This is a genomic window from Stenotrophomonas forensis (assembly GCF_028752115.1).
GTDB classification, from domain to species: domain Bacteria; phylum Pseudomonadota; class Gammaproteobacteria; order Xanthomonadales; family Xanthomonadaceae; genus Stenotrophomonas; species Stenotrophomonas forensis.
The window spans coordinates 3386871-3398553 of the sequence record NZ_CP082270.1 but is presented as its reverse complement, the minus strand read 5'-3'; the positions used below and the strand labels follow the sequence as shown (position 1 = coordinate 3398553).

The 11683-nt window shown below is 64.8% G+C and carries 13 protein-coding genes and 1 tRNA gene; all 14 read left to right on the top strand.

Annotation, left to right across the window (positions count from 1 at the left end; all coding sequences use genetic code 11):
- Window positions 1–466 precede the first annotated feature (466 nt).
- Window positions 467–1222: a triose-phosphate isomerase gene (gene tpiA, locus K5L94_RS15815; protein ID WP_053511568.1), complete on the top strand. Its 756-nt coding sequence runs from the start codon at window positions 467–469 to the stop codon at window positions 1220–1222.
- Window positions 1223–1253: 31 nt separating this feature from the next.
- Window positions 1254–1691, top strand: coding sequence for a preprotein translocase subunit SecG (gene secG, locus K5L94_RS15810; RefSeq protein WP_274510845.1), 438 nt, complete (start codon window positions 1254–1256; stop codon window positions 1689–1691).
- A gap of 51 nt (window positions 1692–1742) precedes the next feature.
- Window positions 1743–1827 (top strand) — tRNA-Leu (locus tag K5L94_RS15805).
- Between the two features lie 111 nt (window positions 1828–1938).
- On the top strand, window positions 1939–2295 hold the full coding sequence (locus K5L94_RS15800) for an NADH-quinone oxidoreductase subunit A (protein WP_008265012.1): 357 nt from the start codon (window positions 1939–1941) through the stop codon (window positions 2293–2295).
- Window positions 2286–2840 (top strand): NuoB/complex I 20 kDa subunit family protein, encoded by a 555-nt coding sequence (locus K5L94_RS15795; RefSeq protein WP_005410463.1) that lies wholly within the window; start codon window positions 2286–2288, stop codon window positions 2838–2840. Before K5L94_RS15800 ends, K5L94_RS15795 begins: the two co-directional genes overlap by 10 nt.
- Window positions 2841–2873: 33 nt before the next feature.
- Window positions 2874–3623, top strand: coding sequence for an NADH-quinone oxidoreductase subunit C (locus K5L94_RS15790; RefSeq protein WP_005410462.1), 750 nt, complete (start codon window positions 2874–2876; stop codon window positions 3621–3623).
- Entirely contained in the window at window positions 3620–4927 is a 1308-nt protein-coding gene (locus tag K5L94_RS15785; protein ID WP_008264464.1) for an NADH-quinone oxidoreductase subunit D, read from the top strand. Before K5L94_RS15790 ends, K5L94_RS15785 begins: the two co-directional genes overlap by 4 nt.
- Window positions 4928–5024: 97 nt before the next feature.
- The gene (gene nuoE, locus K5L94_RS15780; protein ID WP_006381132.1) at window positions 5025–5552 is read left to right on the top strand and encodes an NADH-quinone oxidoreductase subunit NuoE; all 528 of its coding nucleotides are present in this window, start codon (window positions 5025–5027) and stop codon (window positions 5550–5552) included.
- Between the two features lie 4 nt (window positions 5553–5556).
- Window positions 5557–6897, top strand: coding sequence for an NADH-quinone oxidoreductase subunit NuoF (gene nuoF / locus K5L94_RS15775; protein WP_006458704.1), 1341 nt, complete (start codon window positions 5557–5559; stop codon window positions 6895–6897).
- Complete coding sequence (gene nuoG, locus K5L94_RS15770; RefSeq protein ID WP_274510844.1) at window positions 6894–9128, top strand: NADH-quinone oxidoreductase subunit NuoG; 2235 nt, start codon at window positions 6894–6896, stop codon at window positions 9126–9128. The genes nuoF and nuoG overlap by 4 nt, the downstream gene beginning before the upstream one ends.
- Complete coding sequence (gene nuoH, locus K5L94_RS15765; RefSeq protein ID WP_006458641.1) at window positions 9125–10219, top strand: NADH-quinone oxidoreductase subunit NuoH; 1095 nt, start codon at window positions 9125–9127, stop codon at window positions 10217–10219. Before nuoG ends, nuoH begins: the two co-directional genes overlap by 4 nt.
- Before the next feature lie 4 nt (window positions 10220–10223).
- Window positions 10224–10712, top strand: a complete 489-nt coding sequence (gene nuoI / locus K5L94_RS15760) for an NADH-quinone oxidoreductase subunit NuoI (protein ID WP_005417924.1) — start codon at window positions 10224–10226, stop codon at window positions 10710–10712.
- A 9-nt stretch (window positions 10713–10721) separates the two neighbouring features.
- Window positions 10722–11378: an NADH-quinone oxidoreductase subunit J gene (locus K5L94_RS15755; RefSeq protein WP_006458640.1), complete on the top strand. Its 657-nt coding sequence runs from the start codon at window positions 10722–10724 to the stop codon at window positions 11376–11378.
- On the top strand, window positions 11375–11680 hold the full coding sequence (gene nuoK / locus K5L94_RS15750) for an NADH-quinone oxidoreductase subunit NuoK (protein WP_005410454.1): 306 nt from the start codon (window positions 11375–11377) through the stop codon (window positions 11678–11680). The genes K5L94_RS15755 and nuoK overlap by 4 nt, the downstream gene beginning before the upstream one ends.
- Window positions 11681–11683 lie beyond the last annotated feature (3 nt).

Sequence of the window (11683 nt, the reverse complement as noted above, 5' to 3'; positions counted from 1 at the left end):
CACCTCCCCGCCTTCGACAGTTTCCCGGTGACGGTGGGTAAATCAGGATTTCCGGTAGGTGTCGACCTTGGTCGACACGATTTCACGCCATGCGTGGATGAGATCCGTCAGATCGAAGTGGGGCAGGGGGCGCTCGGGATGCCGATCTTGCTCTTGCTCTTCTTTTTTCTTTCCGTGGCGGGCGGAACCGCCGGAATGTGTCAGAGGCCGGGTGGGTGGGGATGGCGGGGGTGTCCGCGGCATGGATGCCGCGGCCAAGCCCCCAGGGACGGGTTTACGGCGTCCCCCGCCATCCTCACCCGCCCGGCCAAGCTCCAAAACCCACCGGGCCTTATGCGACCAACCCCAAACCCGCCACGAGGGGCTGCGCCGTTGGCTGAAAATCCATGTAACCGCTTACACGGAAACGGATTTTTGCCGTAGCGGGTATCATGACCGGCTGACTTCACACAGGAGCCACCCGCTCATGCGCCGCAAGATCGTCGCCGGAAACTGGAAGCTGCATGGCAGCCGTCAATTCGCCAATGAACTGCTGGGGCAGGTCGCCACCGGGCTCCCGCTGGAGGGGGTGGACGTGGTGATCCTGCCGCCGCTGCCGTATCTGGGCGAGCTGGTCGAGGATTTCGGCGAAACCGGCCTGGCCTTCGGCGCACAGGACGTGAGCAGCAACGAGAAGGGCGCCTACACCGGCGAGGTCTGCGCCGCCATGCTGCACGAGGTGGGTGCCCGCTATGGCCTGGTCGGCCATTCCGAGCGTCGCCAGTACCACCACGAAAGCAGCGAACTGGTCGCGCGCAAGTTCGCCGCGGCCCTGCATGCTGGCCTGGTGCCGGTGCTGTGCGTAGGCGAGACCCTGGAGCAGCGCGAGGCAGGCCAGACCGAAGCGGTCATCGCCAGCCAGCTGGCGCCGGTGCTCGAGCTGGTCGGCGCGGCCGGTTTCGCCCAGGCCGTGGTGGCCTACGAGCCGGTCTGGGCAATCGGCACCGGCCGTACCGCCAGCAAGGAGCAGGCGCAGCAGGTGCACGCGTTCATCCGTGGCGAAGTCGCGCGCATCGATGCTAGAATCGCTGATTCACTGCCCATTGTTTACGGCGGTAGCGTGAAGCCCGACAATGCCGGGGAACTGTTCGCGCAGCCGGATGTCGATGGTGGGCTGGTCGGTGGCGCCTCCCTGGTGGCCGCAGACTTCCTGGCCATCGCAAGGGCGGCGGCCGCGAACTAATCCTAGAAGTATTGTCCGAGGGCGGTTTCCAATGCTGATGTTGATCCTCAATGTCGTCTACGTGCTGGTCGCTGTGGCCATGATCGCGCTGATCCTGATGCAGCGTGGCTCGGGTGCGGCGGCGGGTTCGGGCTTTGGTGCCGGTGCCTCGGGTACGGTGTTCGGTGCGCGCGGCGCCTCGAACTTCCTGTCCAAGTCGACCAAGTGGCTGGCCGTGGTGTTCTTCGGTATCAGCCTCTTCATGGCCTGGTATGCCGGTCACGGCACCCGCCCGGCGGCCGACCAGGATCTTGGCCTGATGTCCGCTCCGGCGGCCAGTGCCCCGGCGGCTCCGGCCGGCGAACTGTCGGCCGTTCCGAAGGCCGATGCGGTCCCGGCTGCCCCGGTTCCGGCCGCGAATGTGCCGGCCAAGGCGGAATCTTCGAATTCTGGTGAAGAAAAGCCTTCGGAAGGCTCCCAGAAAGACTGAAGCCGGTTACAATACGCGGCGCATCGGGAAGATAGTCTGATGTGATCGTTTGCCCAGGTGGCGGAATTGGTAGACGCACTACCTTGAGGTGGTAGCGACGCAAGTCGTAGGGGTTCGAGTCCCCTCTTGGGCACCATTTGTAAGTAAAGCGGGTTCGTCTGGCGCGCAAGGCGCCAGGCAGATTCCCGTCCACTCCCCCATGCCAAAGCGCCTGCAGGCGCGGCGGCAGAGGCAAGAGAGAATCGCTGTGCTGGCCGAATATTTGCCGTCTCTGCTGTTTCTGATCGTTGCCACCGGTATCGGCATTACGCTGATGCTGGTTGGTCGATTCCTCGGTCCCCGCCGCCCCGATCTGGAAAAGCTGTCGCCGTATGAGTGCGGCTTCGAGGCCTTCGAAGACGCGCGCATGAAGTTCGACGTGCGCTACTACCTGATCGCGATCCAGTTCATCGTCTTCGACCTGGAAATCATCTTCATCGTGCCGTGGACCCAGGTCTTCATGGAACTGGGCGCCCGTTCGCTCATCACCATGGGCCTGTTCGTTGGCATGCTGTTCCTCGGTTTCATTTACGTCTGGAAGAAGGGAGCGCTGGAATGGGAGTGATTCAGACTCTCGATGGCCTCATGAACAACCCCACGCCGGAAGGCCGGGTTGATGACATCCTGCGGCCGGAAGGCGACAACCCGCTGCTGGAAAAGGGCTTCGTCACCACCAGCGTCGACGCACTGCTGAACTGGGCACGCACCGGTTCGATGTGGCCGATGACCTTCGGTCTGGCCTGCTGCGCGGTCGAGATGATGCACGCCGGCGCCGCGCGCCTGGACCTTGACCGCTACGGCGTGGTGTTCCGCCCGTCGCCGCGTCAGTCCGACGTGATGATCGTGGCCGGTACCCTGGTCAACAAGATGGCCCCGGCGCTGCGCAAGGTCTACGACCAGATGCCGGACCCGAAGTGGGTCATCTCGATGGGTAGCTGCGCCAACGGCGGCGGCTATTACCACTACTCCTATTCTGTCGTGCGCGGCTGTGATCGCGTGGTGCCGGTGGACGTCTACGTCCCGGGCTGCCCGCCGACCGCCGAGGCGCTGGTGTACGGGATCCTGCAGCTGCAGAAGAAGATCTGGCGTACACAGACCATCGCCCGCTGACCCCTTCACCTGACAAGAGCGCGCCAAGCCCCCATGGCAGAGCAAGCATCCTTCATCGACCGACTCTCCGCACGTTTCGCAGGTGCGAAGGTCATCGTGGTCGAACCCCGCGGCGAAGTGACGCTGGAAGTGCCTGCCGCCGAGTGGCACGCCACCGCCCTGGCGCTGCGTGACGAGTTTGGTTTCGAGCAGGCCGTGGATCTCTGCGGCGTCGACTACCTCGGTTATGGCTCCGACGAATGGGACACCGCCGACGTGTCCTCGCAGGGCTTCAGCCGTGGCGTCGAAGGCAAGGCCCAGGGCCGCTTCGCGTGGGGCGAGTTCCCCACCGAGGAGAACGGTGCCGACGGTGCCCGCCCGCAGCACATGCCGACCCAGCGTTTCGCCGTGGTCGCGCAGCTGCGTTCGTACCAGCATAACCTGATGATGCACCTGCGCTGCTTCGCCCCTGACGAAGCGCTGCCGGTGGTGTCCTCGCTGACCGGCATCTGGCCGGGCCTGAACTGGTTCGAGCGCGAAGCGTTCGACCTGTACGGCGTGATCTTCGAAGGCCACCCGGACCTGCGCCGGATCCTGACCGACTACGGTTTCGTCGGCCATCCGTTCCGCAAGGACTTCCCGCTGATCGGCAATGTCGAAGTCCGCTACGACGAAGAAAAGAAGCGCGTGATCTACGAACCGGTCACCTCGGTGGAGCCGCGTGTCGGCGTGCCGCGCGTGATCCGTGACGACGCCCGTCTGCAGACCGCAGAAGGTGAGCGCGCGCAGGAGGCAGTGAAGTGAGCCACGTACACCAGGCCGGCGAAGCCTTCGCCAGCAACGCCGCCGAAAGCCGGCAGGAAATCCGCAACTACACCATGAACTTCGGCCCGCAGCATCCGGCCGCTCACGGTGTGCTGCGCCTGATCCTGGAAATGGACGGCGAAACCATCATGCGCGCCGACCCGCACGTGGGTCTGCTGCACCGTGGTACCGAGAAGCTGGCCGAGTCCAAGCCGTTCAACCAGTCGATCGGCTACATGGATCGCCTGGATTACGTGTCGATGATGTGCAACGAGCACGCCTACGTGCGCGCGATCGAGACCCTGATGGGCATCGAGGCGCCGGAGCGTGCGCAGTACATCCGCACCATGTACGACGAAATCACCCGCATCCTCAACCACCTGATGTGGCTGGGCTCCAACGCGCTCGACCTGGGTGCGATGGCGGTGATGCTGTACGCCTTCCGCGAGCGCGAAGAGCTGATGGACTGCTACGAAGCAGTCTCCGGCGCGCGCATGCACGCGGCGTACTACCGTCCGGGCGGTGTCTACCGCGACCTGCCGGACCACATGCCGAAGTACAAGGAGTCGCGCTGGCACAAGGGCAAGGCGCTGAAGCAGCTCAATGCTTCGCGTGAAGGTTCGCTGCTGGACTTCCTGGAAAACTTCACCAACGAATTCCCGGGTCGTGTCGACGAATACGAGACCCTGCTGACCGACAACCGTATCTGGAAGCAGCGTACCGTCGGCATCGGCGTGGTCACTCCGGAGCTGGCCCACCAGTGGGGCATGACCGGCGTGATGCTGCGCGGCTCGGGCATCGCCTGGGACCTGCGCAAGAAGCGCCCGTACGCCAAGTACGATGCCGTCGATTTCGACATCCCGCTGGGCAAGGAAGGCGACTGCTACGACCGCTACCTGGTCCGCGTTGCCGAAATGCGCGAGTCCAACCGCATCATCAAGCAGTGCGTGGCGTGGCTGAAGGCCAACCCAGGCCCGGTCATGGTCAAGAACTTCAAGGTCGCTCCGCCCAAGCGTGAGGACATGAAGGACGACATGGAAGCGCTGATCCACCACTTCAAGCTGTTCAGCGAAGGCTATTGCGTGCCGGCCGGTGAAACCTACGCGGCAGTGGAAGCGCCCAAGGGCGAGTTCGGCTGCTACCTGGTCTCCGATGGCGCCAACAAGCCGTTCCGCGTTCACCTGCGCGCACCGGGCTTCGCCCACCTGTCCTCGATCGATTCGGTCGTGCGCGGCCACATGCTGGCCGACGTGGTGGCGATGATCGGTACCTACGACCTGGTGTTCGGCGAGGTTGACCGGTAATGCCGTCCGCCACGCCAACGCCCGCTGCAGGCAGCCGGCGCAAGCCGGCGCCGCAGTTTCTGCAATTTCACGTTATGCATTTCGCTGAGGTCGGCCGATGAAGGCGACAGGTAATTTCGAGGCGGCGCGCGACGTCGACCCGATGGTGGTGCTGAGCGACAAGACCCGCGCTCACATCGATCACTGGCTGTCCAAGTTCCCGCCGGACCGCAAGCGCTCTGCCGTGCTGCAGGGCCTGCATGCGGCCCAGGAGCAGAACGAGGGTTGGCTGACCGACGAGCTGATCGCCGGCGTGGCCAAGTACCTTGATCTGCCGCCGGTGTGGGCCTACGAGGTCGCCAGCTTCTACTCGATGTTCGAGACCGAGAAGGTGGGCCGCAACAACGTGGCCATCTGCACCAACATCAGCTGCTGGCTCAATGGCGCCGAGGACATCGTCCGCCATTGCGAGAAGAAGCTGGGCATCAAGCACGGTGAATCGACCCCGGACGGCCGCGTCTACCTCAAGCGCGAGGAAGAGTGCCTGGCCGGCTGCGGTGGCGCGCCGATGATGGTCATCAACGGTCACTACCATGAGCGTCTGACCCTGGAAAAGGTCGACGAGCTGCTGGACGGGCTGGAGTAAGGGCATGGCACATCACCACGAATCCAAGGGTCCGGTCGGCCCCGCGCCGCTGCCGCACCAGGTGGTCTACACCACCCTGCATTACGACACCCCGTGGTCGTACGAAAGCTACCTGAAGACCGGTGGCTACGCCGCCCTGCGCAAGATCCTCGAAGAGAAGATCCCGCCGGAGCAGGTCATCGAGATGGTCAAGGCCTCGGGCCTGCGCGGCCGCGGTGGCGCGGGCTTCCCGACCGGCCTGAAGTGGTCCTTCATGCCCAAGGGCAACATGCAGAAGTACATCCTCTGCAACTCGGACGAATCCGAGCCGGGCACCTGCAAGGACCGCGACATCCTGCGCTACAACCCGCATTCGGTGGTGGAAGGCATGGCGATCGCCTGCTACGCCACCGGTTCGACCGTGGGTTACAACTACCTGCGCGGTGAGTTCCACCACGAGCCGTTCGAGCACTTCGAGCAGGCCCTGGCCGACGCCTATGCAAATGGCTGGCTGGGCAAGAACGTGATGGGCTCGGGCGTGGACATCGACATCTATGGTGCGCTGGGCGCCGGCGCGTACATCTGCGGCGAAGAAACCGCGCTGATGGAATCGCTGGAAGGCAAGAAGGGCCAGCCGCGCTACAAGCCGCCGTTCCCGGCGAACTTCGGCCTGTACGGCAAGCCGTCGACGATCAACAACACCGAAACCTACGGTTCGGTGCCGGCGATCATCCGCAACGGCCCGGAGTGGTTCAAGGGCCTGAGCCTGACCGCCAACGGCGGCCCGAAGTGCTTCTCGGTGTCCGGTTGCGTGCAGAACGGCGGCAACTTCGAAGTTCCGTTGGGCACCACCTTCGACGACCTGCTGGAAATGGCCGGTGGCCTGCGTCCGGGCCGCACCCTGAAGGGCGCGATTCCGGGTGGCGTGTCGATGCCGGTGCTGACCGCGGCCGAGCTGAAGGGCCTGCCGATGGACTACGACACCATCCGTGCCCTGGGCTCGGGCCTGGGTTCGGGCGCCGTCGTGGTGCTCGATGACAGCGTCTGCTGCGTCAAGTTCGCCTGCCGCATCAGCCAGTTCTTCCACAAGGAATCCTGCGGCCAGTGCACCCCGTGCCGTGAAGGCACCGGCTGGATGCACCGCGTGCTGGAGCGCATCGTCGCCGGCAAGGCCACGATGGAAGACCTGCACCAGCTGAAGGCAGTGGCCGGCCAGATCGAAGGCCACACCATCTGTGCGTTCGGCGAAGCGGCTGCATGGCCCATCCAGGGCTTCCTGCGCCAGTTCTGGGACGAGTTCGAGTACTACATCGTCAACGGTCATTCGATGGTTGACGGCAAGAAGGTGGAGGCAGCCGCTGCATGAGCGCGCAACCCGTAAATCCGAGCGTCCCACCCGATCACGTCACCATCGAGATCGATGGCAAGTCGCTGGTCGTGCCCAAGGGCTCGATGATCATCCAGGCCGCCGACAAGGCCGGCATTTCGATTCCGCGCTTCTGCTACCACGAGAAGTTGCCGATCGCCGCCAACTGCCGCATGTGCCTGGTGGACGTGGAGAAGTCGCCGAAGCCGGCGCCGGCCTGCGCCACTCCGGTGATGGACGGCATGAAGGTCGCCACCCGTAGCGAGAAGGCACTGAAGTTCCAGCGCTCGGTGATGGAGTTCCTGCTCATCAACCACCCGCTGGACTGCCCGATCTGCGATCAGGGCGGCGAGTGCGAGCTGCAGGACGTGTCGCTGGGCTATGGCCGTTCGGTCAGCCGCTTCAACGAGCGCAAGCGCGTGGTGCCGGACGAGGACATGGGTCCGCTGGTCGCCACCGAAATGACCCGCTGCATCCAGTGCACGCGCTGCGTGCGCTTCACCGCCGACGTGGCTGGCACCTATGAACTGGGTGGCATGTACCGCGGCGAGAACCTGCAGATCGGTACCTACGACGGCAAGCCGCTGACCACCGAACTGTCCGGCAACGTCGTCGACGTCTGCCCGGTCGGTGCGCTGACCAACAAGGTGTTCCAGTTCCGCGCCCGTCCGTGGGAACTGACCGCACGCGAGTCGCTGGGTTACCACGACGCGATGGGTTCGAACCTGTTCCTGCACGTGCGTCGCGGCGAAGTGCTGCGCACCGTGCCGCGCGACAACGAAGCCGTCAACGAATGCTGGCTGTCCGACCGTGACCGCTACTCTCACCAGGGCCTGTACAGCGAAGACCGTGCGGTCAAGCCGCTGCGCAAGGTCAATGGCGAGTGGAAGGAAGTGAGCTGGGCCGAAGGCCTGGCCGCGGCTGCCGAAATCCTCAAGGCCAACCAGGGCGACACCCTGGGCGTGCTGGTGCATCCGTCGACCTCGAACGAGGAGGGCGCGCTGCTGGCCTGCCTGGCCAAGGGCCTGGGTTCGAGCAACATCGACCACCGCATCAACAACCGCGATTTCTCCGACGCCGCAACCGCCGAAGTGTTCGGCCTGCCGCTGGCCGAGATCGAAGGCGCCGACCGCATCGTCGTTCTGGGCAGCAACATCCGCCACGAACTGCCGCTGCTGCACGCCCGCCTGCGCAAGGCGCAGACCACTAATGGCGCCAAGATCCACGTCGTCAACCCGGTGGACTTCGACTTTGCCTTCAGCATTGCCGGCAAGCAGATCGTCGCGCCGTCGAAGTTCGTCGACGCGCTGGCCAACGCCGAGCTGCGTTCGGCAGTGCAGGGCGGCAACAACACCGTGTTGATCGTCGGCGGCATCGCCGAGAACCACCCGCAGGCTGCCGCGATCCGCGCCGCCGCGCGTGACTTCGCTGCCGCCACCGGTGCCAAGCTGTGCCGCATCCCGCAGGGCGCCAATGCCGTTGGCCTGACCCGTGCCGGCGTGCTGCCGGCCGGCAAGGACGTCGCCGCGATGCTGGCGCAGCCGCGCCAGGCCTACGTGGTGTACGGCCTGGAGCCGGGCCTGGACTTCGCCGATGCTCCGGCTGCGCGCAAGGCGCTGGTCGGTGCCAAGGTGGTGGCCTTCAGCCAGTTCGCCTGTGTCTCCACCCGCGACGTCGCCGATGTGATCCTGCCGATCGGCGCGCTGCCGGAAATCGACGCCACCCTGACCAACCTCGATGGTCGCGAGCAGTCGGCCCGTGCCGGCGGCAAGCTGCCGGGCGAGGCGCGTGAAGGCTGGCGCGTGCTGCGCGCACTGGGCGGCGAAATGGCGCTGGCCGGTTTCGACTTCACCGACCTGGCCGGCCTGCGCGCCAGCCTGGCCCCGGTGTCGGTCAGCGTTGCCGCTTCGGCGCAGCCGGCGGTGACCGGCGAAGGCCTGGAAGTGGCTTCGACCGCCGCGATCTACCGCACCGATGCGGTGGTCCGTCGCGCCCCGGCGCTGCAGTCGCATCCGCTCAACAACGCCCCGCGCATCGTGCTGAACGCTGAAGATGCCGCTCGCCTGCAGCTGCAGGAAGGGCAGATGGCCAAGGTCGGCACCGATGCCGGCAAGGCCACCCTGCCGGTGGTGGTCGACGCCCGCGTCGCTGCGGGTTCGGTCTGGATTGAATCGGGCCACGGCGCGACCGCGCCGCTGGGTGCCGCTCGCGTAACGGTGGTGGCTGCATGAACGAATTGCTGTTGAACGCGGTCGACCCGCTGCACCAGTGGCTGCTTGGCCTCGGTGACATCGGCGCGCTGATCTGGATCATCCTGAAGATCCTGGTGATCACCGTTCCGGTGATCATCTCGGTGGCCTTCTACGTGGTCTGGGAACGCAAGCTGATCGGCTGGATGCACGTCCGCCACGGCCCGATGTACGTCGGCATGGGCATCTTCCAGGCCTTCGCCGACGTCTTCAAGCTGCTGTTCAAGGAAGTGGTGCAGCCGAGCAGCGCCAACAAGGCGATCTACCTGCTGGCCCCGCTGATCACCCTGGCCCCGGCCTTCGCGGCCTGGTCGGTGGTGCCCTTCGATTCGCAGATCGTGCTGTCCAACGCCAACGCCGGCCTGCTGTACCTGCTGGCGATGACCTCGCTGGGCATCTACGGCATCATCCTGGCCGGTTGGGCCTCCAACTCGAAGTACGCGTTCCTGGGTGCCATGCGCGCCTCGGCGCAGATGATCAGCTACGAAATCGCCATGGGCTTCGCCCTGGTCGGCGTGATGATCGCCTCGGGCAGCCTGAACCTGAGCAACATCGTGATGGCGCAGGCCGGCAGCTCCGGTTTCTTCGACTGGTTCCTGCTGCCGCTGTTCCCGCTGTTCGTCATCTACTGGGTGTCGGGCGTGGCCGAAACCAACCGCGCGCCGTTCGACGTGGTGGAAGGCGAGTCGGAAATCGTTGCCGGCCACATGGTCGAATACTCCGGCGGTGCCTTCGCGCTGTTCTTCCTGGCCGAATACGCGAACATGATCCTGATCAGCTTCCTGATCTCGATCTTCTTCCTCGGCGGCTGGCTGAGCCCGGTCCAGGGCTGGGTCAACTTCGGCGATGTCTCGCCGCTGGTCGACTGGATCTGGAAGGGCGGTGCACCGTGGCTGTTCGTCAAGGTGTTCTTCTTCGCCAGTGCCTACATCTGGTTCCGTGCCAGCTTCCCGCGCTTCCGCTATGACCAGATCATGCGCCTGGGCTGGAAGGTCTTCATCCCGCTGGCCATTCTGTGGATCGCGGTTACCGCCGTCATGGTGTTCTTCGGCGTGATTCAAAAGGGCGTCTAAAGTGATGAACAGGATTACCCATTACTTCAAGAGCCTGCTGCTGCTCGAACTGCTGGCGGGCCTCTGGCTGACGCTGAAGTACAGCTTCAAGCCGAAGTACACGATGATGTACCCGATGGAGAAGTTCCCGCAGTCGCCGCGCTTCCGTGGCCTGCACGCCCTGCGCCGTTATCCCAACGGTGAAGAGCGCTGCATTGCCTGCAAGCTGTGCGAAGCGGTGTGCCCGGCGCTGGCCATCACCATCGACTCGGCCAAGCGCGAAGACGGCACCCGCCGTACCACGCGCTACGACATCGACCTGTTCAAGTGCATCTTCTGCGGCTTCTGCGAAGAAAGCTGCCCGGTGGACTCGATCGTCGAAACCCACATCCTCGAGTACCACTTCGAGAATCGTGGCGAAAACATCGTTACCAAGCCGCAGCTGCTGGCCCTGGGCGACCGTCTCGAATCCGAGATCGCCGAGCGTCGCGCCGCCGATGCCGCTTACCGCTGAGGTCGAGAGATGGATTGGGTAAATATCGCTTTCTGGGTGTTCGCCATCGCGGCAACGGTTTCGGCCGGTGCGGTGATCAGCGTGCGCAACCCGGTTCACGCCGTGCTCTGCCTGGTGCTGACCTTCTTCTCCATCGCCTGCGTGTGGCTGCTGGTGGGCGCCGAGTTCCTCGGTGTTGCCCTGGTGCTGGTCTACGTCGGCGCGGTGATGGTGCTGTTCCTGTTCGTGGTGATGATGCTGGACATCGACCCCACCAAGCTGCGTGAGGGCTGGGTGCGCTACCTGCCGGTCGGACTGATCGTCGCGGTCGCGATGCTCGTGCAGATGCTGATCCTGATCGGCGTCAAGGCCCGCTCGGTCACCCCGTTCCCGGCCGACAACGCCGCTGCGGTCGCCGCCGACAGCTCCAACGTCACCTGGCTGGCGCGCACGCTGTTCACCGAGTACCTGCTGCCGTTCGAGTTCGCCGCCGTCATCCTGACCGTGGCCGTCGTCGCCGCCGTGATGCTGACCCTGCGCCGCCGTACCGGTGTGAAGAGCCAGAACCCGGGCGAGCAGACCATGGTCAAGGCCGGCCAGCGCCTGCGCATGGTCAAGATGGGCGCCGAAGCACCGGTCGTGCACAGCAACAGCAAGCCGGCCGCCGGCGAGGAGACCCAGCCGTGATTACCCTTGGCCACATGCTTGCGCTCGGCGCGGTGCTGTTCGCCATCAGCCTGGCCGGCATCTTCCTCAACCGGAAGAACGTCATCGTCCTGCTGATGTCGATCGAACTGATGCTGCTGTCGGTGAACATCAATTTCGTCGGCTTCTCGCGTCAGCTGGGCGATCCGTCCGGCCAGCTGTTCGTGTTCTTCATCCTGACCGTCGCCGCCGCGGAAGCCGCCATCGGCCTGGCGATCCTGGTGACCCTGTTCCGTACCCGCCGCACGATCAATGTCGGCGAAGTCGATTCGCTGAAGGGCTGATCC

Coding starts and splice junctions, on each gene's coding strand:
- tpiA (WP_053511568.1), top strand. CDS start 467: ATGCGCCGCAAGATCGTCGCCGGAAACTGGAAGCTGCATGGCAGCCGT.
- nuoI (WP_005417924.1), top strand. CDS start 10,224: ATGAACAGGATTACCCATTACTTCAAGAGCCTGCTGCTGCTCGAACTG.
- nuoF (WP_006458704.1), top strand. CDS start 5,557: ATGGCACATCACCACGAATCCAAGGGTCCGGTCGGCCCCGCGCCGCTG.
- K5L94_RS15755 (WP_006458640.1), top strand. CDS start 10,722: ATGGATTGGGTAAATATCGCTTTCTGGGTGTTCGCCATCGCGGCAACG.
- nuoE (WP_006381132.1), top strand. CDS start 5,025: ATGAAGGCGACAGGTAATTTCGAGGCGGCGCGCGACGTCGACCCGATG.
- K5L94_RS15790 (WP_005410462.1), top strand. CDS start 2,874: ATGGCAGAGCAAGCATCCTTCATCGACCGACTCTCCGCACGTTTCGCA.
- nuoG (WP_274510844.1), top strand. CDS start 6,894: ATGAGCGCGCAACCCGTAAATCCGAGCGTCCCACCCGATCACGTCACC.
- secG (WP_274510845.1), top strand. CDS start 1,254: ATGCTGATGTTGATCCTCAATGTCGTCTACGTGCTGGTCGCTGTGGCC.
- nuoH (WP_006458641.1), top strand. CDS start 9,125: ATGAACGAATTGCTGTTGAACGCGGTCGACCCGCTGCACCAGTGGCTG.
- K5L94_RS15795 (WP_005410463.1), top strand. CDS start 2,286: ATGGGAGTGATTCAGACTCTCGATGGCCTCATGAACAACCCCACGCCG.